Raw genomic sequence first — 21,866 nt, 5'->3', positions numbered from 1 at the left:
GGGAAAAGCAAAGCCCCGGAGATGGCGTCCGGGGCTTTTTGTGGTCTCAAATTCGCCGCTCGTGCGCGCCCGCCGCGTTGATGTCCTTCCCGGTGTAATCGGTCATCATCGCGGTTGCGGCCAGCGTTATGACTGCGCAAATCGCGATATAGACCGCAATGGCGGTCGCCGAGTGGAACGTGCCGAATAGCCAGGCGGCGATCAGCGGCGCGGGGCCGCCGGCGATCACGGATGCGAGCTGATAGCCGAGCGAGGAGCCGCTGTAGCGCAGGCGTCCAGTAAAGCTCTCGGCGATCAACGCGGCTTGCGGTCCATACTGCATGTCATGCGGAATCAGCGACAGGATGATCGCCAGGAAGATGATGGTTGGCGATCCGGTATTGAGCATCGCGAAATAAATGAAGCCGAAGATGCCCGTCGCGGCAGCACCGAGCATGTACATGTTCTTGCGGCCGATCTGATCGGAGATGTGGCCGCAGAGCGGGATCGAGACAAAGGACAGCACCGAGGCCGACAGCACCGCGGTCAGCAGGAAGTCGCGCGAAACGTGCAGGGTACCGATGCCATAGGAGAACACGAAGGCAGTGAAGATGTAGAACGGCGCCTGCTCCGACATGCGCGCGAACGCGGACAGCAGAATCTCCTTCGGATATTCCCGGATCACGGTCAGCATCGGCGTGCGCTCGACCTGACGTTCAGCCACGAGCTTTGAGAACACGGGCGTTTCGAGAATGCCGAGCCGGATGTAGAGGCCGACACCGACCAGGATGATGCTGAGCGCGAACGGAATGCGCCACCCCCACGCCAGGAACTGATCGCCCGCCATCTGGCTGAACGCCAGCACGGCAAGATTGGCGAGAAATAGGCCGCATGGCACGCCGAATTGCGGCCATGATGCGATCAATCCTCGGGATTGATCGTTGCGGGCCCATTCCATCGACATCAGCACTGAGCCGCCCCACTCGCCGCCGACGCCAACGCCCTGAATGAATCGCAGTACGGTCAGGATCGCGGCGCCCCAGATGCCGATGCTTGCATAGGTCGGCACCACGGCCACTGCGGCAGTCGCCAGTCCCATCAAGAGCAGGGTCGCGATCAAAGTGGATTTGCGTCCGATGCGGTCGCCATAGTGCCCAAAGATGGCCGCGCCGATCGGGCGCGCGACGAAGCCGACCGCGTAGATCGCAAACGCCTCCAGCGTGCCGACCCAGGGATCGGAGTGCGGAAAGAACAGCTTTGCGAAAACCAGACCCGTGACGGTGCTGTAGAGAAAAAAATCATACCATTCGATCGCAGTCCCGATCGTGGAGGCGATCACGGCGCGACGAAGCTGGCGCTGATGCTCGGATGTGGTGAGTTGGGTGACATCAAGGTCGAGTGTTGCCATCGGAATGCTCCCTCCGATAGACCCCCACTTGCGCGTTTTCATCGATTGTTCGTTGCGGAACAAACGATATCAGGTTCCAATGGTTCCAGCAGGCTGGAACGAGAGGCTAAGACTTTAGTCGCCGATGGAGCCCGCGGTGACCGCCCTCTACCAAGCCTTCACAGGCCGATTGGCGTGGCTCGTCTGCGGCACACCGCGATTGAGCGACATGTGGGAATGCACACACAGCCAACCATCTCGGTCTCTTGAAAACACCATCGTCGCCCGGCCGGGACGCGGAAATGCGCTGCCATCGGGATGATAGCCCGTGCTCGTCCAGGGCGCGATCACCGTCGCCATCGTGCCGTCGGGGGATGCCAGGATCGCGATCTGATCGAGCACGAAGCGGAAGTCGGTCGTCTTCGGCCAGACGTTGTCCCATTGCGTCGCGACCCATTGATCGAGGCCGGGGATGACATCGTTATGCGTGCCGAAAGCCAGCGCGTCAGGATGGAAGAGCGGCCGCGCAGAGGCATAGTCGACCTCGCGGACATAACCCGCGAAGGTTTCCAGCCACTGACGAAAGAACTGCGTTATATCGGTATTCGCGGTCGGCAAGGAGGCCATCGCCTGCTCCATATTCGGGCAACTCAATCCCGGCAATCTTTGTTGCCACGGGCCGAACTATCCAGCAAGACTCCCACACGCGGTCAGGACCGGAGGGGTCGCCGCATTGACAACGAGAGGTGTCTCTGATGTCGACCACGACCACCGAGCTTGAAGCGCTGCTGATGCAGCGCTCGCTCACCGACCCACAGCTTGTCGCCGCCGCAGAGCAAGCTTCGGACTTCCGCATCCTGCCGGACGCAACCGTCATCAAGATCGGCGGACAGAGCATGATCGATCGCGGTCGCGCCGCAGTCTATCCGATCGTCGAGGAGATTGTTGCGGCCCGTAAAGCCCACAAGCTCCTGATCGGCACCGGCGCCGGCACCCGCGCGCGGCATCTCTATTCGATCGCCGCCGGGCTTCGCCTGCCGGCCGGCGTGCTGTCGCAGCTCGGCGCTTCCGTGGCCGACCAGAACGCCGCGATGCTTGGACAGCTGCTTGCCAAGCACGGCATCTCTGCCGTCAGCAGCGCCGGGCTATCGTCCGTGCCGCTGTTCCTCGCCGAAGTGAACGCGGTGATCTTCAGTGGCATGCCGCCCTATAGCCTGTGGATGCGGCCGGCGGCCGAGGGCGTGATCCCGCCCTACCGCACCGACGCCGGATGCTTCCTCGTCGCCGAGCAGTTCGGCTGCAAGGCGATGATCTATGTGAAGGACGAGGACGGCCTTTACACAGCAAACCCGAAAACATCGAATAATGCGACCTTCATTCCGAAAATCTCGGTGGCGGAAATGAAGGCCAAGGGTCTGCAGGATTCCATCCTGGAATTCCCGGTGCTCGATCTCCTCGCCGCGGCGCGCCACGTCAGTCAGGTGCAGGTCGTGAACGGCCTTGTCCCCGGCAACCTCACCCGCGCGCTCGCGGGCGAGCATGTCGGCACCATCATCACCGCGAGCTGAAGAGAGCAGTTATGGCTGACACCAACCAGATCAAGCACGTCGCCTCGCCGCTCGCCCGCCAGACCCTTCTGGACAGCGATCTCACCCGTCCTGTCGCCGGCAATCGCCCGATCAAGCTGCTGCCCTGGCTGCAGGTCATCAAGATCGGCGGCCGCATCATGGATCGCGGTCACGAAGCGATCCTGCCGCTCGTCGATGAATTGCGATCGCTGCTGCCCGAGCATCGCCTGCTGATCCTGACCGGCGCGGGCATCCGTGCCCGCCATCTCTACAGCGTCGGTCTCGACCTCGGCCTGCCGGTCGGCTCGCTCGCGCCGCTCGCCGCCAGCGAGGCCGGCCAGAACGGCCATATCCTGGCGAGCCTGCTCGCACCCGAGGGCGTCTCCTATGTCGAGCATCCGACCATTGCGAGCCAGCTCGCGATCCACCTCGCGGCGGCGCGCGCGGTCGTCGGCAGCGCCTTCCCGCCCTACCACCATCACGAATTCCCGACCTCGCGCATCCCGCTGCATCGCGCCGACACCGGCGCCTTCCTGCTCGCCGATGCGCTTGGGGCCGCCGGCCTCACGATCGTGGAGGACGTCGACGGCGTCTACACCAATGATCCCAATGGCGCTGATGGCAAAACGGCCGAGCTGCTGAAAGAAACCAGCTTCGCCGAACTCGCGAAGCTGAAGGGCACGCTGCCGTTCGATCCTGCGCTGCTCGAGGTGATGGCGAATGCACGGCACATCGCGCGCGTGCAGGTGGTCAACGGCCTCGTGCCCGGCCGGATCAGCGCGGCACTGCGCGGGCAGCATGTGGGCTCGACCATTCAGACAGGCGCTAAGACTGCCTGATTGCGGCTGGAGCGTATCCACAAACAGAAAGCCCTGGAGATCGCTCCGGGGCTTTTTGATTCCGAGATCGTCACCGCAGCGCTGACAGCACAATCAGGCCGAGGATCAACGCCGTCAGCGAATATTTCAGCGTGTAGTAGACGTTACGGTTCCACTCCTTGATCTTGCGGCTGCCGAGATGGATCTCGTAGAGCTTGCCGAACACCTTGTTGAGCACGCCGACGCTCTCGCCGTCGACGTTCTGGGTTGCCGATGCCTTGACGATGCGATGGCTAACCCAGCGGTTGATCGCGGCCATGAAGCCGTACTTCATCGGACGCTCGACGTCGCAGAACAGGATGATGCGGTTGACGTCGGTCGCGTTCTCCGCGCTGTGAATAAAAGTCTCGTCGAACATGAAGGCCTCGCCGTCACGCCAGACGCATTCGACGCCGTCGACCAGGATGCGGCACTTGTTCGAGTTCGGCGTCACCAGGCCGAGGTGGTAGCGCAGCGAGCCCGCGAAGGGATCGCGGTGCGCGCCGAGCTTGCCGCCCGGCGGCAGCATCGCGAACATCGCGCCATGCACGCTCGGAATCGAATTGAGCAGCTCCACCGTCTTCGGGCACAGCGTGCGCGCCGAGGGCAGGAAGTCGTCGTACCATTTCAGGTAGAAGCGTTTCCAGCCGCTTTTGAAGAACGAATAGAAGCCCCAATCGTTGTTCTTTGCTGCCGCGCGGATAAAACCTTCGTCGAACAGGCGGACGGCCTCGTCGCGGATGGTCTCCCAGTTCTCGCTGAGCGGCTTCAGTTCGGGAAACTGCTCGACGGAGATGACGGGCTTGTTCGGCACGGCCGAGCCCGCGTACATCAGCACATTGTAGGGCGCGAGATAGGTCGAGTGATCGCCGAGCTGGCGCGCGAAGCGCAGCCGCTGCTTGCCACGGAAGTGAACGTAAATCGTCGAGGCCGCGAGCACATACAAAATGACAAGTTGCGGCGCAAAAAGCTGCTTTAGCATTCCCCAAGTTCCCGAGTGACACAACCGGGGACGTGATCTAACGCGACCCAGCCCGAGCGGCAAGATATTCACCGCTGGGTTGCGGTCACTCTGGGGAGAACATCCGAGGAGAGATCGGGCCGAAGCGGACCGAAACGAGCCGAATCAAGCCCGCGCCAGTGCCTGGAGACCCTTGAAGGTCAGGCGCTTGGGGTCGGTGACGCCGGCGAGATAGAGCCGGCGGATAAAGGCGACGACGGCATCGCGGTCGCAATCGGTCAGCGCGACGACGGCGTCGACCGCGATCTTCTGGGCTTCCATTGGGCTCACCTCGGCCTTGCGAGTAACCCCGGCCGAGACAGGCTAGGACTCATCCGTTAATCCGGCGTTAACTGTTCGGAACCATCCCCGATTCAGCCGGGCGGCCGTATACGCAAAACAACGCATTGGCAGCCGCGACGCGACAACTCGGCGAGCTCACTCCGCGCAAGGCATAGAAGCGGAGGCGGCGTGATCAGGAATATCGCATCACGCCGTCGTCGATCCTGCCGAACCGCAGCGACACGATGTCGAAGGCGTAGTTCTGGTACAGCCGCCACGGCTGCTTCGAGCCCTGCTTCGGCATCTTCGCGACCGAGCGCTGGACATAGCCAGAGGTGAAATCGAGCGACGGCTGCGCGGTGATCTCGGGGTCGTCATTGTGCGGCATGCACTGACGGAAATTGTGCCGGTCCATGTAGTTGATGAGACGGCAGACATATTCGCAGGTGAGATCGCATTTCAGCGTCCAGGACGCGTTGGTGTAACCGAAGGCCGAAGCCATGTTCGGCACGTCGGCATACATCATGCCCTTATAGGTCAGCGTGCTCGCGAAATCGACGGCGCGGCCATCGACGCTGATCTCGAGGCCGCCGACCACCTGGAGCACCAGGCCCGTCGCCGTCACGATGATGTCGGCCGCAAGCTCGCTGCCGTCCTTCAGGCGGATGCCGTCGCGGGTAAAGGTGTCGATCTCATTGGTGACCACGGCGGCGCGCTTTTCGCGGATTGCCTTGAAAAGATCGCCGTCGGGCACGAGGCAGAGCCGCTGGTCCCAGGGGTTGTAGCGCGGCGTGAAATGCGTGGCGATGTCGTAGTCCGGCCCGAGCGCCATACGCACGCCCCCGAGGATCAGGTTCTTCACCTTGTCCGGCCGCCGCCGGCTGAGCTGGAAGAAGAACATCCCCCACATCACGTTGCGCCAGCGGATCAGGTGATAGGCCAGCCGCGCCGGCAGGTTACGGCGCAATTTGTTGGCGACGGGATCCTGCGCCGGGCGCGACACCACATAAGTCGGCGAGCGCTGCAGCATGGTGACCTGCGCCGCGGTCTTGGCGAGCTCCGGCACCAGCGTCACCGCGGTCGCGCCGGAGCCGATCACGACGACGCGCTTGCCCGCGTAGTCGATGTCCTCGGTCCATTTCTGCGGATGCACGATGCGGCCGGCAAAATCCGCGACGCCATTGAACTCCGGCGTATAGCCCGCCTCGTATTTGTAATAGCCTGAGCACATGAACAGGAAATTGCAGGTGAAGCGCACGAGCTCGGTCGCGCCCTCCCCTGCGGTATGCTCGACCTCGACGGTCCAGCGCGCTTCCTGCGTCGACCATGCCGCGCGCTTGACGCGATGGCGGAAGCGGACGTGCGCCTCAATGCCGTTCTCGGCTGCGGTCTCGCGCACATAGTTCAGGATCTGCGGCCCGCCGGCAATCGCCTTCGGATCGGTCCACGGCTTGAAGGAATAGCCGAGCGTGAACATGTCGCTGTCGGAGCGGATGCCGGGATAGCGAAACAGATCCCAGGTGCCGCCGATGCAGTCGCGCCCCTCCAGGATGACGTAGCTCTTGCCCGGGCACTTGGTCTGAAGATGATAGCCCGCGCCGACACCGGACAGGCCGGCACCGACGATCAGCACGTCGAAATGCTCTTGTTGCATGGTTTCCTCCGCCCGCGGCGATAGTCCGCCCGTCTCTGCTGGCCGTCAATCGCCAAACAGCCGTGCAGCGACTGCAAAGCGAGTTGAATTCCATGCGCCGAAACAACAAAGCCCCGGATCGCTCCAGGGCTTTGTGTCGATGATCGATGTGATCTGCGGATCAGTAGCGGTAGTGGTCGCTCTTGTACGGACCTTCCTGCTTCACGCCGATATAGTCGGCCTGGTCCTTGCGGAGCTCGGTGAGCTTGACGCCGATCTTGGCGAGATGCAGGCGCGCGACCTTCTCGTCGAGCGTCTTCGGCAGCACGTAGACTTCCTTCTTGTACTTGCCGTCCTTGTTGTTGGCGAACAACTCGATCTGCGCCAGCGTCTGGTTGGTGAACGACGCCGACATCACGAAGGACGGATGGCCCATCGCGTTGCCGAGGTTCACGAGCCGGCCTTCCGACAGCATGATGATGCGGTGCTTGTCGGGGAACTCGATCTCGTCGACCTGCGGCTTGATGTTGGTCCACTTCAGATTGCGCAGAGACGCGATCTGGATCTCGTTGTCGAAGTGACCGATGTTGCAGACGATGGCACGATCCTTCATCGCGCGCATGTGCTCGATGGTGATGATGTCCTTGTTGCCGGTCGCGGTGACGAAGATGTCGGCGCGGGGCGCGGCGTCTTCCATGGTGGTGACTTCATAACCCTCCATCGACGCCTGCAGCGCGCAGATCGGATCGACTTCCGACACCATCACGCGGCAGCCGGCCTGGCGCAGCGAAGCCGCCGAACCCTTGCCCACGTCGCCGAAGCCCGCGACCATCGCGACCTTGCCCGACATCATCACGTCGGTGCCGCGGCGGATGCCGTCGACCAGCGATTCACGGCAGCCATAGAGATTGTCGAACTTCGACTTGGTGACGCTGTCGTTGACGTTGATGGCGGGCCAAAGCAGCGTGCCGGCCTTCTGCATGTCATAGAGACGATGCACGCCCGTGGTGGTCTCTTCGGAGACGCCCTTGATGCTCTTGGCGATCTCGGCGAAGTAGCCCTTCGGCTTTTCCTTGAGCTGCTTCTTCAAAAGCGCGAAGAAGACTTCCTCTTCTTCCGAAGCCGGCTTGTCCAGGAACGCGGTGTCGCCGTTCTCGGCGCGCAGGCCGAGATGGACATACATGGTGGCGTCGCCGCCGTCGTCGAGGATCATGTTCGGGTGACCGCCGCCGTGCCAGTCGAACAGTTTTGCGGTGTAGTCCCAATACTCGGTCAGCGTCTCGCCCTTGACCGCAAACACTGGAATGCCGGCGGCTGCGATCGCAGCCGCAGCGTGGTCCTGCGTCGAATAGATGTTGCAGGAGACCCAGCGAATGTCGGCGCCGAGGGCTGCCAGCGTCTCGATCAGCACGCCGGTCTGGATCGTCATGTGCAGGGAGCCTGCAATACGCGCGCCCTTCAGCGGCTGCTTCGGGCCGTACTCTTCGCGGGTGGCCATCAGGCCGGGCATCTCGGTCTCGGCCAGCGAGAGTTCCTTGCGGCCGAACTCGGCGAGCGAGATGTCCTTGACGATGTAATCGGTGAAGCCGGGCTTCGCGTTCATAGGGGGTTCCTGTTTGTTGGGCTCGTCATTCCGGGGCGCTCGTGAAACGAGCGAACCCGGAATCCGGAGGTTCGAGATTCCGGGTTCGCCGCTGTCGCGGCGCCCCGGAATGACGCAAGTGAACTAGACCGCGCGCTTGAGCGCCTCGACGAGATCGGTCTTCTCCCAGGAGAAGCCGCCCTCGTTGTCCGGCGTGCGGCCGAAATGGCCATAGGCCGAGGTGCGCGCGTAGATCGGGCGGTTGAGATCGAGATGGCTGCGAATGCCGCGCGGGGTCAGGTCCATCGCCTTGGCGGCGGCCTTCTCGAGCTGGTCCTCCGACACCTTACCGGTGCCGTGGGTATCGATGTAGATCGACAGCGGACGCGCCACGCCGATCGCGTAGGCGAGCTGCAGCGTGCAGCGATCGGCAAGGCCGGCCGCGACGATGTTCTTGGCGACGTAGCGGGCCGCGTAAGCCGCGGAGCGGTCGACCTTGGTCGGATCCTTGCCGGAGAACGCGCCGCCGCCATGCGGGGCCGCGCCACCATAGGTGTCGACGATGATCTTGCGGCCGGTCAGGCCGGAGTCACCATCGGGACCGCCGATGTAGAACTTGCCGGTGGGGTTGATGTGCCAGATCGTCTTCGGCGTGATCCAGTCCTTCGGCAGCGCCTCGCGCACATAGGGCTCGACGATGTCGCGGATCTGCTTCGACGAGATGTCCTCGACCAGATGCTGGTGCGACACCACGATCTCGCGCACGCCGACCGGCTTGCCGTTCTCGTACTGCACGGTGACCTGGCTCTTGGAATCCGGGCCCAGCACCTTCTCCCTGCCGGAATGACGGGCTTCGGAGATGAGACGCAGTATCTTGTGGGCGTAGAAGATCGGCGCCGGCATCAGGTCGGGCGTCTCATTGGTGGCGTAACCGAACATGATGCCCTGGTCGCCAGCGCCCTCTTCCTTGACTTCGCCCGGCTGCAGCGCGTCGACGCCCTGCGCGATGTCGGCCGACTGCGGGTGCAGCAGGATCTCGATGTCCGCCTTCTGCCAGTGGAAGCCGTCCTGCTCGTAACCGATGTCCTTGATCGCGTCGCGCACGACGCTCTCGATCTGCTCGTTGGTGACGGACTTCGGACCGCGGGTCTCACCGGCGATCACGACCTTGTTGGTGGTGGCCAGCGTCTCGCAGGCCGCGCGGATAGCCCACGGATCGATGCCGGCCTTGGGCCCTTCCCGGTAGAACAGGTCGACGATTTCATCGGAAATCCGGTCACAGACCTTGTCCGGATGGCCCTCGGACACGGACTCGCTGGTGAAAAGATAGGACGCGCGCATCAGTAACCCCTTGTTCCGCCGCTTCAGGCGGAGTTTGCGATGTTTACCCTTGGATTATGTCAATCACGCCGGCGCGAGATGACGTAGGATTCGTCGAGAAACCAGAGCCCGTTGTACTTTCGCAGCACATCCCTGGCGGCATCCAGAGTGCGGCCGTTTTGAGTCATATCTGTCAACCGGTCGTCCTCAATCTGAGCGACATACACCGCCGCATTCCACGCTGCAAAGGCCGTCGAGGTTCCGATGGTACCCGTCACCTCGTTGGGCAGCGCTTCCATATCATACCTGAAGATCGAACGGTTGTCCGCGTAAGCATTAAAATTTAAGTCGCGGCCCAACGACCCCAGCTCATACTTAACGGCGCGCAATAGCTCATGACGGCTCACCGAGAAAGGATTTTCTCCGGGCCAGATCGCCTGGATCATTTCCATGCCGGGATCGTGACCGTGGGAGTGGATACCGATCAGGCGGCCGCCCGGCCGCAGCGCCCGCGCCAGCGGTGCAATGATCCGCTTGGCCCGGAAATTGACCGAGGACAGCGCGCGGTATGGCTGGGATGCGATCACGAGGTCGAAATTGGCCTCAGTCTGGCCCGGTCGCGGAATGGTCGAATCCAGCAGGAACCGCTGGTCCTCGCGGTAGAGCACCAGCACGACCGGCCGCTCATACAGCGGCATCGCCGTGCGCGGGCTGATCGCGGCACGCCAGTTCTGCTCCAGGAACGGCCGAAGCTCGGCGATCTGCTGCTCGAACTCGCCTGATGAGGCGCCCCGCAGCGGAACCTCGTGCCAGACGGTGGCCGCCGCTGCCGCAGGCGACGCCGGCGTGAGCCAGGGCGCCTCCGAGTAGAACATGTTGGTGAAGACGAAAACCGACGCCGGATGCTCGAAAATGCGGTCCGGCACCTTCTCCAGCGTCAGGCGCAGATCCTCGAGACTGAGCTCCTTGCCGGCCACATAGAACGGCATGTGCGGGTAGCGCTGGTGCGTGGCGCGCAGCACTCGCGCCAGCACCGTGCCGTCGCCGACACCGGCATCGAAGATGCGGAGGGCGGGCGGCCGAGGATGGATGCTGGCGAGCTCCAGCGCGACACGCTCCGCAACCACCCGCTTCTCGCTGCAGGTGTGGACGAACAGCAGATACTTCTGCCGGTTCTCGAAGAAGCGGAAATTGCCGCGCGGATCGCGCTTTTCCGGGGGCACCTGGAGCCCCCGCGGCGGCGGCAGGCCGCCCGTCGTGGACGCGGCGATATAGGCCTGGATCCGTTCCAGCGTGTCGATGGTGATGCGCTTGCCCTCGCGCAGCCGCTGCACGAGCTTCCCATCGTTCACCGCACGCCGGCCAAACGTCGATTCCGCCATGTCCGCCTTGCGGCAGAACTCGGTGATTTGGCTCAGGATTTCGTCGTTTTTCATGTGTGGGACAGTGGTGGGCAGAAAAGTTGGGACCCGCCTCCTAGCAAATTCTGCCCACTCAGGGAATACCCTCTGGAATTGCTCCCCCCTCATTGGCAGGCCAACCAGATCCTTGGGGGCACTCCCATCGTGCGTTTGGCCGCGCCTACACTTACCGGTATACATTGCGAACGGGATGTTCGGGGCAGGGTATGTTCAGGTTGTTTTGGCTCGTCGCCTGTCTGCTGGCGGCATTATCGGGCGGCGCACGCGCAGGTTATCTGGACGAGAATCCCGACGAATTATTCGCGTCAGTCTATGAGAGGATCGGCGTCCTGCCCGTCGCAGCCGCGCGCGACCCATTTGTCTGGCTGCGCCTGGAAGAGTTGAAGCGCGAGCCGTGTGACCAGAAAAGCATCAGTGATCTCGCGCTCATGCTGGACAAGCTCGGCTACCGGCGACAGGCCGCTGACGGGCTCTACAAGTTCGTCATGAATTGTGGCGCGCCGATCACCGCGCTGCACCGCTCGATCAACATCTATCTCAAGCTCACGGACTATCCCAGAGCCGCGGAGGTCGCCGACGAGTTCATGCGGCGCGCACCGACCAATCGCGACGCACACTACTTGCGCGGCGTCGCGCTTGATGGCCTGCAAGACTACCACCGTGCGCTGGCCGACTATTCCGATGCCATCGAGCTCTATGGCACGGACAAGAAATCGATCTCGAGCCGTGTCTTCCTGCACATGGCAGGCGCCTATGCGGCTCTCAAACAGTTCTGCGAGGCAACAGCGCCGATCAGTCTATGGGTTGCGCTCGATCCGGCCACCCGCGATACCAGCCAGACCCGGAAGATCATCGCCGACTACGAAAGCCAGGGCAACTGCGTCGCTTCGACAGGATTGCGCAAAGAAAGCTTCCCCCTACGCGGGGGGAAGGACGTCGTCACGGTGAAGGCTGCGATCAACGGCGTCTCCGGACTGTTCGTCCTCGATACCGGCGCGAGCTACGTGTCCGTGAAGTCCACTTTTGCCAGCCGCGCCAAGATCCCCGACGCCGGCACCAGTGAGATCACGCTCATAACGGCCAACGGCCAGAGCAAAGCGAAACTATCCCGAGCCGACAAGGTTGCGCTCGGCAAGCTGGAAGCGATCAACGTGCCCGTGGCGATCCAGACGACGGATGACAAGAGCTACGGCGCCGGCATCGATGGCCTGCTCGGCATGAGCTTCCTGTCACGGTTCGAAGTTCAAATGGCCGGCGGCTTCATCGAGGTCCGCACCCGCCAACCGAAGAAGTAAGCCTGCCCCCGCAACCGCAGAATCTGAACCGACGATCCCCTGGGACCGACAAAAGGGTCACGTCCTCCTTCTGCTATATCGTCAGCATCCGAGGCTCCATGCGCCGCCTGCTCGTCGCGCTCTGCCTTCTCTTGGCGCCCCTGTGGTCGGCGCCTTGCTCCGCCCAGGCGCGCAGCCAGCTCGGACCGCTCTGCACCACCGAGACCACGCCGGCGGACCAGATGGTCGACGCCTGCAGCAAGATCATCGCGCTGAAGGTTTTCAAGGGTGAGCAGCTCGCGACCGTCTATTTCTGGCGCGCGGTGGGCTGGAACAAGAAGGGCGACTACGCCCGTGTCATTGCCGACACCACCGAAGCGATCCGGCTGCGGCCGAGCCAGGCGGTCTACAGCTTGCGAGGCTCGGCCTATTACGACAAGGGCGACTACGACATCGCGATCGCGGATTTCGACGACGCACTGAAGCTCGGGCCGCCTGATGGCATCATCTTCCACAACCGCGGCAATGCCTGGCGCGGCAAGGGCGACTACGCCAAGGCGATCGCCGATTACGACATGTCGATCAAGGCCGATCCGAGATCGGCGTTCTCGTTCCAGAACCGCGGCATCGCGAAGGGGGCGCTGGGCGATCTCGACGGCGCGCTCTCCGACATCAACCAGGCAATCCGGCTCGATCCGACGCTGCCGCAGCCGCTGATCAACCGCACCGCGATCTGGCGCGCGAAGAACGATCTCGATCGCGCGATTGCCGACGGCAGCGAGGCGATCCGGCTCGCGAAGGAGAAGCCGCCGGTCAGCATCATGACACCGCCGAACAGCGTGCTGATCTCCGCCTACACCCATCGCGCGCTGGCCTATGAGGCCAAGGGCGACTACGCGCGTGCGAAAGACGACTACAACGCAACGCTCGCGATCGTGGCCTCGGACGCGGGCAGCAAGGCCAATCAGGCCACCGCAAAAGTGCGGCTGTCGCTGGTGACGGACCCAGCCGTGCCGATCCCGCGCGATGCGCCCGCCCCGTCAGGACAACAGCAGACCACGCCCACGCAGCAGCAGGGTAACGCCGCGCCTGCGCCCTCGCCTGTTCCCGCAACGCCAGGCAAGCGCATGGCGCTCGTTATCGGCAATGGCGCCTACGCGCATGTGAGGGCACTGCCCAATCCGCCCAACGATGCGCGCGCCGTCGCCAAGAGCCTGCGTGACATCGGCTTCATTGTATCGGAGGGCGTCGATCTCGACCGCGCCGCGATGCAGAAGGTGACGCGCGACTTCCTGCGCGAGGTGGCGCGGGCGCAGGTGGCCTTGGTCTATTATGCCGGTCACGGCGTGCAGGTCGACGGTCGCAACTACCTCATTCCCGTTGACGTCGAGCTCAAGCCCGGTGTGAGCATGACCGAGGCGATGATCGACATGGACACGATCATGGCTGGCCTCGACGACCAGGTTCGTACCAACATCCTGATCTTCGATGCCTGCCGCAACAATCCGATGGCGCAGCAAGTCGCAAGCACCGCCAGCAGTCGCGGCATCGAGGGGACGCCAGGCCTCGCAGCTCCGTCGAGCCTCGGGTCCGGCGCGACGTTAGGGGCCGGCACGCTGATCGCGTTCGCGACCGCACCGGGCCAGGTGGCGCTCGACGGTGAACGTGCCAATTCGCCATTCTCAGCGGCGCTGTCCCGCCACATCGGCACGCCGGGGCTGGAAGTGCAGCAGATGCTGACGCGGGTGCGGGCCGAGGTGGTCTCGGGGACGAAAAACAAGCAGGTGCCGTGGTCGAACTCGTCGCTGCTGGGCGAGGTCTATCTGGCGGAGAAGTGAGGGCAGCGGGTTCGTTGCCTGCGCTGACGCGAAGTACTCTCCGCCCTCAGTGGTCATCGCCCGGCTTGACCGGGCGATCCAGTATTCCGAGAGGTCCGTGGTTCATCGAGAAGCCGCGGCGTGCTGGATTCCCCGCCTTCGCGGGGAATGACAGCGCGGTGTGGAGACTTACTGGCCCCACACTTCCTTCGCGATCTCCACAGCAAGGCTGAGCTTCGCCCACTGCTCTTCCTCGGAGAGGATGTTGCCCTCTTCCGTCGAGGCAAAGCCGCACTGCGGCGACAGCGCGAGCTGCTCCAGCGGGGCGAACTTGGAGGCTTCTTCCAGACGACGCTTGATATCGTCCTTCTTCTCGAGCTCGCCGAACTTCGACGTGATGACGCCGACCACGACGACCTTGTTGCCCTTGGGCAGGAAGCGCAGCGGCTCGAAGCCGCCGGCGCGGTCGCTGTCGTATTCCAGGAAGTAGCCGTCGTAATTGGTGCCGGCCAGCATGGTCTCGGCCACCGGCTCGTAACCGCCCGAAGAAATCCAGGTCGAGCGGAAATTGCCCCGGCAGACATGCGTGGTCACCACCATGTCGGCGGGCTTCTCGGCCAGCGCGTAATTGATGATACGTGCGTAGATCTGCTGGAGGCCTTCCGGATTGTCGCCGCGCTCGCGCGCCTTCTGCAACTCGTCCTGCGAGCAGAGATAGGCCCAGACGGTGTCGTCGAACTGGAGATAGCGGCAGCCGGCGTCGTAGAACGCCTTGACGGCCTTGCGGTAGGTCTTGCCGAGGTCCTCGTAGAAAGCGTCGAGATCCGGATAGACGTCCTTGGAGATCGCCTTGCGGCCGCCACGGAAGTGAAGCACGGCTGGCGAGGGGATCGTCATCTTGGCGGTGACGTGGGCCTGGTCGGCGGACTTCTTCAGGAAGCGGAAGTGATCCAGCATCGGATGGTCGTCCGGGAAATCGAGCTTGCCGATCACGCGGACCGCGTCATGCCGCGTCTCGACGCCTGCGAACTGGATGCCCGTGTCCGGATGAAACATTTCGCAGCCCGTGAGCTTGGCCAGGAAATCGAAATGCCACCAGGAGCGGCGGAATTCGCCGTCGGTCGCGAGCTTCAGGCCGACCGAGGCCTGCTTGTGCACGACCTTCTCGATCTCCATGTCCTCGATCTTGCGCAGATCGTCGGGCGAAATCTCGCCCTTCTCGAGCTTCGCGCGGGCTTCCTTGATCTTGGCGGGGCGCAGGAGGCTGCCGACCTCGTCGGCGCGGAAGGGGGCTTTGGTTCGCTGCATTCTTGAACTCCCGAGGATTTTTTAGTGGGCCGCCGCCCCGGCGACGCCGAGGTGGCGCTCCAGGACCGACGGGTCGGCCTTCAGCGCGGCGCTCGGGGCGTCGTGGACGATCGTTCCGCGCTCCAATATCACAACACGGTCGGCGAGCCCCAGAATCTTTTGGGCGTTCTGCTCGACAATGATCGAGCAGATGCCGCCGGCCCGGGTGATGGTCCCGATCGCCTTCAGAAGCTCCTCGACGATGATGGGGGCCAGACCCTCGGTTGGCTCGTCCAGCAGCAGGACTTTTGGGTTGAGGGTCAGCGCACGGCCGATCGCCAGCATCTGCTGCTCGCCGCCGGAGAGCTGGTTGCCGAAGTTGCCCCGCCGCTCCTTCAGCCGCGGGAACATCTCGTAGACCTTCGCGACGGTCCAGGGACCGGGCTGCGCCACCGCGGTCATGTTCTCCTCCACCGTCAGCGAGCGGAAGATGTTGCGCTCCTGCGGCACCCAGCCAATGCCGGCGCGCGCCCGCTGGTCCGGCCGCATGGTCGTGACGTCGGTGCCGCCAAGGGTGACGTTGCCGGAGAAACGGCGCGTGACGCCGACGATAGAGTTGATCAGCGTGGTCTTGCCGGTGCCGTTACGCCCGAGCAGCGCCAGCACCTGTCCCTCGGCAAGGCACAGGGACATGTTGGGCAGCACCACCGCCTCGCCATAGCCGGCGCGAAGTGAATCGATTGCGAGCAGGTCAGACATTGACCGCCTCCTCGCCGAGATAGACCGCCTTCACCTGCGGATCGCGCGCGACCTGGTCGGGCGCACCTTCAGTCAGCAGCGCACCGGAGACCAGCACCGAGATGCGGTCGGCAAAGGAGAACACGAGGTCCATGTCGTGCTCGATCAGCAGCACGGTGACGTCGCGCGGCAGGCTGCCTACAACGGCGAGAATGTCGTGGCGCTCGCTCTCCGGCACGCCGGCGGCGGGCTCGTCCAGCAGCAGCACGCGCGGCTTGGCGGCGATCGCGACCGCGATCTCGAGCAGGCGCTGCTTGCCGTAGGGCAGCGTCACGGTCTCTTCGTTCATGACATCGAGCAGATGGAAACGCGTCAGGAGATCGGCGATCTCGTCATTGACGTCGTTGCGCGTGCCCATTCGCCGCCACCAGTCGCCGCCATGGCCGAGGCGTTCGGAGACGGCAAGGCCGATGGTCTCGAGCGGGGTGAGATCAGGATAGAGCTGATTGATCTGGAAGGTGCGCGACAGGCCGCGCAGCACGCGCCTGTGCACCGGGAGATCGGTGATGTCCTGGCCTTCGAGCAGGATGCGGCCGGAGTTAGGCTTGAGCACGCCGGTGAGCTGGTTGATGACCGTGGTCTTGCCGGCACCGTTCGGACCGATCAGCGCGTGGCGGGCGCCCTGCTCGATCTTCAGGGAGAGATCGCGCGTGACGCGCAGGCCACCGAACTGCTTTTCGAGGTTTTGGGTTTCGAGCGCGATGGTCATGCGTCGCTCTCCGGCACGGCGACGACGGCCTTGCGCCCCATCACCTGCTTGATGATCAGGTTCGGCACATAAAGCACCCAGCGATGCAGGCGCTGACGGCCGACCAGCACGATCACGACCAGCACGAGGCCGATCCAGAACTGCCAATATTGCGGGGTGATCGTGGAGAACACTTCCTGGAGCATGCGGAAGATCACCGCGCCGATCAGCCCGCCATAGAGATAGCCGGTGCCGCCGATGACGAGCACCAGCATCAGGTCGGCGGAGCGCTCGAAGGCGAAGACGTCGAGGGAAGCGATCGCGGTGGTCTGCGTGAACAGGGCGCCGGCGATGCCTGCATAGAACGCCGCGAGCGTATAGATCGCGATCAGGCGGCGGTTGACGGGGATGCCAATGGCCGCGGCGCGGAGCGGATTGTTCTTGATCGCACGCAGCGACAGGCCGAACGGCGAATGCACGATGCGGCGGGCGAGCAGGAACAGCGCGAACAGCACGGCTAGTGAATAGAAGAAGCCGGCCTTGCCGAACATGTCGAACGGGATCTCGCCGAAGATCGGCTGCATCTCGATTCCTTGCAGGCCGTCAGTGCCGCCGGTGATGTTGGAGAAGCGCTCGGCGAGCGCCTCCAGCAGCAGCGCGATGCCGAGCGTCACCATCAGCCGGGTCAGGTCGACGCCGCGGATCACCAGAAAGCTGGTCGCGAAGCCGAGCACCATCGCGGCGAGGCCTGCGGCAATCAGCGCCAGCACCGGCTCGTTGATGATGCCGTGCAGCGCCAGCAATCCCGCGGCGTAGGCGCCGACGCCGAAGAAGGCGGCATGGCCGAGCGAGACGATGCCGGCATAGCCGAGGATGAGATCGAGCGACATCGCAAACAGTGCCAGCCGCAGGATGTCGGTCATGATCAGATAGCGCGTGGGAAACAGAAAGCCGCAGGCGAGCACGACGAGCCAGAAGGCGGCCTCGCCATAGTGCCAGCGCGTCCGCCGTTGGGCGTGATAACCGACGTCGGAAGAAGCGTTCATCGGCAAACTCAACGCGCAGCCGTGCGGCCGAACAATCCGTTCGGGCGCCAGATCAGGATCACGATCATCATGGTGTAGATCACGAAGGGTCCCATCTTCGGCACGTAATATTTGCCGGCGACGTCGCCGATGCCGAGCAGGAGCGAGGCCAAAAACGGTCCGGTGATCGAGGACGAGCCGCCGACGGTGACCACGATCAGGAAGTAGATCATGAACTTCAGCGGGAAATACGGATCGAGGCCGAGGATCTCGGCGCTCAGCGCACCACCGAGACCTGCGAGCCCGCATCCAAAAGCAAAGGTGAAGGCGAACACCTGCGGCACGTTGATGCCGAGGCCGCTCGCGGCGCGGGGATCATCGACGGCGGCACGAAGGCGGCTGCCGAAGCGGGTCCTGGCCAGCACCATCTGCAGACCGATGGTGAGCAGGCCGCAGATCACGATGATCATCAGCCGGTAGCGGCCGATGCCGACGCCGAACACGTCGAACTGGCCCTGCAGCGCGGCCGGCAGGTTGATGAAGACCCGCGACGAGCCCTGGATGTAGTCGACGGCCGCGACCGACATGAACGTGAGACCAATGGTGAACAGCACCTGGTCGAGATGGCTGCGTGCATAGAGATGGCGATAGAGCATACGCTCGAGCGCAATTCCGATCGCGGCAGCGGAGACGAAGGCGAGCGGCAGCGCGGCGAAGAACGGCCACCCCATCCGGTTGACCAGCACCATGCAGACATAGCCGCCGGCCATGGCGAAGGCGCCATGGGCGAGGTTGACGAAGTTCATCAGGCCGAGCGTGACCGCAAGCCCGCAGGCGAGCACGAACAGCAGCATGCCGTAGGCAACGCCATCGAACAGGTTGGTGAGGATTGAGGTCATCGAGCGTCGAGCGATCCTGGTAGGCGTTCGTCACTGCGGGGCAGCGCGAATGCGCTGAACCCGGAATCATGCTTCAACAACTTCTGGATCCCCGATGCGCGCCAAGCGCGCTCGGGGATGACCCGCTTTCGCGGGTCACTTCTTGGTCTTGCCGAGATCCTTGACGGCCTCGAAGGTCGCGAACTCGACGTTGTAGAGCTCGCCGTCGACCTTCTCGACCTTGCGGATGTAGACGTTCTGGATGATGTCGCGCGTCTCCGGATCGATCGAGATCGGGCCGCGCGGGCTCTCCCACTTCTGACCCTTCATGGCTTCGACCAGCTTGGTGCCGTCGGTGTCGCCATTGGTCTTCTTCAGCGCCTCGTAGATCAGGTGGATGCCGTCATAGCCGCTCACCGCCATGAAGCCGGGACGCGTGCCGAACGCCTTCTTGTAGGCGGCGACGAAGTCCTTGTTCATCGGCGAGGGATGCGCGGCCGAGTAGATGTGCGCGGTCACGGTCCCGAGCACGGCGTCGCCCATATTGTTGAGCAGGTCGTCGTCGGTGACGTCGCCCGGTCCGATCACCTTGATGCCGGCCTTGTCGAGGCCGCGCTCGGCATATTGCTTCATGAAGTTGCCGCCCTGGCCCGCCGGCACGAACACGAAGATCGCGTCGGGCTTGGCATCCTTCATGCGCTGCAGGAACGGCGCGAAATCGGGGTTGGCGAGCGGCGTCTTGACCTCTTCGACCACCTCGCCGCCGCCGGCCGTGAAGTGCTCCTTGAAGAAGTTGAGCGCGTCATTGCCCGGCGCGTAGTCCGAGGTCAGCGTCGCCACCTTCTTGATGCCGTTCTTCACCGCCCAGTCGCCGATGATGGTCGAGGACTGCGCCAGCGTGAAACTGGTGCGCACGATATAGGGCGAGCGCTCGGTGATGATCGAGGTGCCGGCCGCCATCACGACTTCCGGAATCTTGGCCTGCGTCGCCAGCGGCGCGGCCGCGAGCGCTGCCGGCGTCACGCCGAAGCCGCCGATGAAATTGACCTTGTCGTTGACGATCAGCTCCTGCGCGGCGGTCTTGGTCTTGTCCGGGATCGCCGCATCGTCCTTGAGGATGATCTCGATCTTCTTGCCGGCGACGGTGTCGCCCTTCTGCTGCATGTAGAGCTTGATCGCGTTCTCGATCTGCTTGCCGGTCGAGGCCTGCCCGCCGGTCATCGGCAGGATCAGGCCGACCTTGACGGTGTCTTCCGCCTTGGCCGGTGCGAGGGCCGCAAGGCCGGCGACGGCAGCAAGCGCGGCCACCCGAGAAAAGTATTTGCGTTCGAACATCAGATGTCCCTCCCCTTCATTCCTGGCCTCTTGTGCGTCGGACCGAGTGCCCGGTCCTTGCCTCACCTTAACCCACGCACGGGCGATGTCGCGCGTCACAAGGCGTCTTCCGCGCCCTCATTGTCAATCGGACGTTTGGCGACCATGCGGCGCAAGCGGCGCGTGCCAATGACCAAGCGTGAAGCGCGATGTCGCGGTTACGCCGGGCAACCCGAGCACCTCGATCCCGGTCGCATCCATTTGTACGATTGTACAAATAAAATGGACCTGTCAACGAAAAAGCCCGGTCGCCGGCCAAGCCAGATTGTCGCGAGCCGATGGCCGCATTCTAGAAATGCGACCTGGCGGGTGGATGGAGAATTTCGTCTTTCATTTGCAGAATTTGAACATTGGCAAACGAGGTGCTCATCCTGTCTGGTATTTGGATACCCACCTCGAATAAGCCAATTTTATCTTGTTGAAGGCTACCTTCCTGACCCGCTGGTTACCCGGCGTCTCATCACCCCAAGCTCCGAACCCGGCGCCGTACGATGTCCATACGTTTTCGTTCTCTCCTGCTTCTCGTCGGGCTTGCCGCGGGTCTGTCCGGCTGCGGCACGGTCAACGAGAAGCTCACGGCGGGCATGGGCGACTATGTCCCGCAATGGGCCGGCGGCCTGCCTGCGGACGCCCCACCGCGACCGGGCACGCCGCAGTACGACGCATGGATGAAGGAACGTGAGCAGAAGCGGCTGCAGCCCGCAGCAACGCGCGACGAATCCAAAACTGGCCAGAGCAGGCTTGACCCCGCGCAATAGCATTGCTTGTAAACACCGGTTGAAGGTGGGGTAGCAGCATGCTGGACGACAGCGCAGGCAAGCGGACGGAATGTCTCGTGATCGGCGGCAGCGGACTGGTCGGCGGCTACCTCGTCGACCATCTCGCCCGGCAGCATCGGCGCGTGTTTGCAGTCTCCCGCTCGCCCCGCAGCACGGCCGCTGGCGTGGAATGGATCCAGGCCGACCTGACGCGGTCGGACACCCTGAGATTTCCTGATGTCACGACGCTGTACTGTACCAGCGACGCAATTCTGCTCGCCAAGGCATTGCCCCTTATCCTCTCGTCCACCGTCGATCGTGTCGTGGCATTGAGCTCGACCAGCGTGCTCACCAAGCAGGATACTGAAGTTGCGGAAGAGCGCGAGACCATCCGAAACCTGACCGATGCCGAACAGACGATCGCCAGACTCTGCGAACAGCGCCAGGTCAGCTGGACGATCTTGCGTCCGACCCTGATTTACGCAGAAGGACGGGACACCAACATCACGCCGCTGTCACGGCTCATTCGCCGCATCGGCTTCATGCCCGTCGTCGGCGGCGCGCAAGGCCTGCGGCAGCCGGTGCACGCCGAGGATCTCGCGATCGGCGCGATCGCCGCAGCTGCAAGTCCGGCAGCGTCCAACAAATTCTATTCGCTGCCCGGAGCGGAAACGCTGCCCTATCGCGAAATGATTGGCCGGGTGTTTGACGGCATGGGGCGACCTCGGCGGCTGGTTCCCGTCTCTCCGTGGCTGTGGCGCGTGATCTTTGCGATGGCGAAGCCGCTGTTTCCCACGGCGAACGTTGCAATGGGCTTGCGCATGATGAAGGATATGACGTTCGACGCCACGCCGGCGGTCGAGGATTTCGGCTGGAATCCACGGCTGTTCCGTCCGGTCTTCGATTAGGCCGTATCGATCGCGACCCGAGCGTGAGCC

General features: G+C 63.5%; 20 protein-coding genes. 6 read left to right on the top strand and 14 right to left on the bottom strand.

Annotated features, from left to right (window positions below):
* Positions 1–46: 46 nt before the first annotated feature.
* Together ABID58_RS23650 and ABID58_RS23645 are read right to left on the bottom strand one after the other, a co-directional pair.
* A complete protein-coding gene (locus tag ABID58_RS23650) occupies positions 47–1,387 on the bottom strand; it encodes an MFS transporter (RefSeq protein WP_354035045.1) in 1,341 nt (446 codons plus the stop codon).
* Positions 1,388–1,534: 147 nt separating this feature from the next.
* Positions 1,535–1,993 carry a YybH family protein gene (locus ABID58_RS23645; protein WP_354035043.1) on the bottom strand — a complete coding sequence of 153 codons (459 nt, stop codon included), beginning with the start codon at positions 1,991–1,993 and terminating at the stop codon, positions 1,535–1,537.
* Positions 1,994–2,121: 128 nt separating this feature from the next.
* On the opposite strand from ABID58_RS23645, the gene ABID58_RS23640 reads away from it, so the two are divergent.
* Together ABID58_RS23640 and ABID58_RS23635 are read left to right on the top strand one after the other, a co-directional pair.
* Positions 2,122–2,934 carry an amino acid kinase family protein gene (locus ABID58_RS23640; RefSeq protein WP_354035041.1) on the top strand — a complete coding sequence of 271 codons (813 nt, stop codon included), beginning with the start codon at positions 2,122–2,124 and terminating at the stop codon, positions 2,932–2,934.
* A gap of 11 nt (positions 2,935–2,945) precedes the next feature.
* Entirely contained in the window at positions 2,946–3,773 is an 828-nt protein-coding gene (locus tag ABID58_RS23635) for an amino acid kinase family protein (RefSeq protein WP_354035040.1), read from the top strand.
* 70 nt (positions 3,774–3,843) lie between these two features.
* Here the strand turns inward: ABID58_RS23635 and ABID58_RS23630 are convergent, their stop codons facing one another.
* From ABID58_RS23630 to ABID58_RS23605, 6 genes are all read right to left on the bottom strand, one after another.
* Positions 3,844–4,773, bottom strand: a complete 930-nt coding sequence (locus ABID58_RS23630; protein ID WP_354035039.1) for an aspartyl/asparaginyl beta-hydroxylase domain-containing protein — start codon at positions 4,771–4,773, stop codon at positions 3,844–3,846.
* 144 nt (positions 4,774–4,917) lie between these two features.
* Positions 4,918–5,073, bottom strand: a complete 156-nt coding sequence (locus ABID58_RS23625; protein ID WP_187434840.1) for a hypothetical protein — start codon at positions 5,071–5,073, stop codon at positions 4,918–4,920.
* Between the two features lie 193 nt (positions 5,074–5,266).
* The gene (locus ABID58_RS23620) at positions 5,267–6,727 is read right to left on the bottom strand and encodes a flavin-containing monooxygenase (RefSeq protein ID WP_354035037.1); all 1,461 of its coding nucleotides are present in this window, start codon (positions 6,725–6,727) and stop codon (positions 5,267–5,269) included.
* A gap of 160 nt (positions 6,728–6,887) precedes the next feature.
* Positions 6,888–8,309: an adenosylhomocysteinase gene (ahcY, locus tag ABID58_RS23615; RefSeq protein ID WP_148751264.1), complete on the bottom strand. Its 1,422-nt coding sequence runs from the start codon at positions 8,307–8,309 to the stop codon at positions 6,888–6,890.
* A gap of 123 nt (positions 8,310–8,432) precedes the next feature.
* On the bottom strand, positions 8,433–9,629 hold the full coding sequence (gene metK / locus ABID58_RS23610) for a methionine adenosyltransferase (protein WP_148751263.1): 1,197 nt from the start codon (positions 9,627–9,629) through the stop codon (positions 8,433–8,435).
* Between the two features lie 59 nt (positions 9,630–9,688).
* On the bottom strand, positions 9,689–11,044 hold the full coding sequence (locus ABID58_RS23605) for a hypothetical protein (RefSeq protein ID WP_148751560.1): 1,356 nt from the start codon (positions 11,042–11,044) through the stop codon (positions 9,689–9,691).
* A gap of 191 nt (positions 11,045–11,235) precedes the next feature.
* Between ABID58_RS23605 and ABID58_RS23600 the strand changes: the two genes are divergently transcribed.
* Positions 11,236–12,324: an aspartyl protease family protein gene (locus ABID58_RS23600; RefSeq protein ID WP_354035035.1), complete on the top strand. Its 1,089-nt coding sequence runs from the start codon at positions 11,236–11,238 to the stop codon at positions 12,322–12,324.
* 98 nt (positions 12,325–12,422) lie between these two features.
* Positions 12,423–14,141: a caspase family protein gene (locus tag ABID58_RS23595; protein ID WP_354035033.1), complete on the top strand. Its 1,719-nt coding sequence runs from the start codon at positions 12,423–12,425 to the stop codon at positions 14,139–14,141.
* Between the two features lie 168 nt (positions 14,142–14,309).
* Here the strand turns inward: ABID58_RS23595 and ABID58_RS23590 are convergent, their stop codons facing one another.
* From ABID58_RS23590 to ABID58_RS23565, 6 genes are all read right to left on the bottom strand, one after another.
* A complete protein-coding gene (locus tag ABID58_RS23590; protein ID WP_148751261.1) occupies positions 14,310–15,428 on the bottom strand; it encodes a cobalamin-independent methionine synthase II family protein in 1,119 nt (372 codons plus the stop codon).
* Between the two features lie 21 nt (positions 15,429–15,449).
* On the bottom strand, positions 15,450–16,166 hold the full coding sequence (locus ABID58_RS23585) for an ABC transporter ATP-binding protein (protein ID WP_354035031.1): 717 nt from the start codon (positions 16,164–16,166) through the stop codon (positions 15,450–15,452).
* Positions 16,159–16,914 carry an ABC transporter ATP-binding protein gene (locus ABID58_RS23580; protein ID WP_354035029.1) on the bottom strand — a complete coding sequence of 252 codons (756 nt, stop codon included), beginning with the start codon at positions 16,912–16,914 and terminating at the stop codon, positions 16,159–16,161. The genes ABID58_RS23585 and ABID58_RS23580 overlap by 8 nt, the downstream gene beginning before the upstream one ends.
* Positions 16,911–17,939 carry a branched-chain amino acid ABC transporter permease gene (locus ABID58_RS23575; protein ID WP_354035028.1) on the bottom strand — a complete coding sequence of 343 codons (1,029 nt, stop codon included), beginning with the start codon at positions 17,937–17,939 and terminating at the stop codon, positions 16,911–16,913. Before ABID58_RS23575 ends, ABID58_RS23580 begins: the two co-directional genes overlap by 4 nt.
* A gap of 8 nt (positions 17,940–17,947) precedes the next feature.
* Positions 17,948–18,817 carry a branched-chain amino acid ABC transporter permease gene (locus ABID58_RS23570; RefSeq protein WP_354035027.1) on the bottom strand — a complete coding sequence of 290 codons (870 nt, stop codon included), beginning with the start codon at positions 18,815–18,817 and terminating at the stop codon, positions 17,948–17,950.
* Between the two features lie 135 nt (positions 18,818–18,952).
* Positions 18,953–20,131, bottom strand: a complete 1,179-nt coding sequence (locus ABID58_RS23565) for an ABC transporter substrate-binding protein (protein ID WP_354035026.1) — start codon at positions 20,129–20,131, stop codon at positions 18,953–18,955.
* Positions 20,132–20,661: 530 nt separating this feature from the next.
* On the opposite strand from ABID58_RS23565, the gene ABID58_RS23560 reads away from it, so the two are divergent.
* On the top strand, positions 20,662–20,928 hold the full coding sequence (locus ABID58_RS23560) for a hypothetical protein (protein WP_354035024.1): 267 nt from the start codon (positions 20,662–20,664) through the stop codon (positions 20,926–20,928).
* Between the two features lie 38 nt (positions 20,929–20,966).
* Positions 20,967–21,836: an NAD-dependent epimerase/dehydratase family protein gene (locus ABID58_RS23555; RefSeq protein ID WP_354035023.1), complete on the top strand. Its 870-nt coding sequence runs from the start codon at positions 20,967–20,969 to the stop codon at positions 21,834–21,836.
* Positions 21,837–21,866 lie beyond the last annotated feature (30 nt).

Source organism: Bradyrhizobium sp. S3.2.6 (assembly GCF_040546885.1).
Taxonomy (GTDB): Bacteria; Pseudomonadota; Alphaproteobacteria; order Rhizobiales; family Xanthobacteraceae; genus Bradyrhizobium; species Bradyrhizobium cytisi.
Note: the sequence above shows the minus strand (reverse complement) of the source record. Positions and strands in the feature narration are given on the sequence as shown.

Excerpts from the sequence above, each read along its gene's own strand:
- ABID58_RS23605 (WP_148751560.1), bottom strand. The coding sequence starts at position 11,044 with ATGAAAAACGACGAAATCCTGAGCCAAATCACCGAGTTCTGCCGCAAG.
- ahcY (WP_148751264.1), bottom strand. The coding sequence starts at position 8,309 with ATGAACGCGAAGCCCGGCTTCACCGATTACATCGTCAAGGACATCTCG.
- ABID58_RS23575 (WP_354035028.1), bottom strand. The coding sequence starts at position 17,939 with ATGAACGCTTCTTCCGACGTCGGTTATCACGCCCAACGGCGGACGCGC.
- ABID58_RS23635 (WP_354035040.1), top strand. The coding sequence starts at position 2,946 with ATGGCTGACACCAACCAGATCAAGCACGTCGCCTCGCCGCTCGCCCGC.
- ABID58_RS23570 (WP_354035027.1), bottom strand. The coding sequence starts at position 18,817 with ATGACCTCAATCCTCACCAACCTGTTCGATGGCGTTGCCTACGGCATG.
- ABID58_RS23580 (WP_354035029.1), bottom strand. The coding sequence starts at position 16,914 with ATGACCATCGCGCTCGAAACCCAAAACCTCGAAAAGCAGTTCGGTGGC.
- ABID58_RS23595 (WP_354035033.1), top strand. The coding sequence starts at position 12,423 with ATGCGCCGCCTGCTCGTCGCGCTCTGCCTTCTCTTGGCGCCCCTGTGG.
- ABID58_RS23625 (WP_187434840.1), bottom strand. The coding sequence starts at position 5,073 with ATGGAAGCCCAGAAGATCGCGGTCGACGCCGTCGTCGCGCTGACCGAT.
- ABID58_RS23585 (WP_354035031.1), bottom strand. The coding sequence starts at position 16,166 with ATGTCTGACCTGCTCGCAATCGATTCACTTCGCGCCGGCTATGGCGAG.
- ABID58_RS23560 (WP_354035024.1), top strand. The coding sequence starts at position 20,662 with ATGTCCATACGTTTTCGTTCTCTCCTGCTTCTCGTCGGGCTTGCCGCG.
- ABID58_RS23630 (WP_354035039.1), bottom strand. The coding sequence starts at position 4,773 with ATGCTAAAGCAGCTTTTTGCGCCGCAACTTGTCATTTTGTATGTGCTC.
- ABID58_RS23650 (WP_354035045.1), bottom strand. The coding sequence starts at position 1,387 with ATGGCAACACTCGACCTTGATGTCACCCAACTCACCACATCCGAGCAT.
- ABID58_RS23565 (WP_354035026.1), bottom strand. The coding sequence starts at position 20,131 with ATGTTCGAACGCAAATACTTTTCTCGGGTGGCCGCGCTTGCTGCCGTC.
- metK (WP_148751263.1), bottom strand. The coding sequence starts at position 9,629 with ATGCGCGCGTCCTATCTTTTCACCAGCGAGTCCGTGTCCGAGGGCCAT.
- ABID58_RS23640 (WP_354035041.1), top strand. The coding sequence starts at position 2,122 with ATGTCGACCACGACCACCGAGCTTGAAGCGCTGCTGATGCAGCGCTCG.
- ABID58_RS23590 (WP_148751261.1), bottom strand. The coding sequence starts at position 15,428 with ATGCAGCGAACCAAAGCCCCCTTCCGCGCCGACGAGGTCGGCAGCCTC.
- ABID58_RS23645 (WP_354035043.1), bottom strand. The coding sequence starts at position 1,993 with ATGGCCTCCTTGCCGACCGCGAATACCGATATAACGCAGTTCTTTCGT.
- ABID58_RS23555 (WP_354035023.1), top strand. The coding sequence starts at position 20,967 with ATGCTGGACGACAGCGCAGGCAAGCGGACGGAATGTCTCGTGATCGGC.
- ABID58_RS23620 (WP_354035037.1), bottom strand. The coding sequence starts at position 6,727 with ATGCAACAAGAGCATTTCGACGTGCTGATCGTCGGTGCCGGCCTGTCC.
- ABID58_RS23600 (WP_354035035.1), top strand. The coding sequence starts at position 11,236 with ATGTTCAGGTTGTTTTGGCTCGTCGCCTGTCTGCTGGCGGCATTATCG.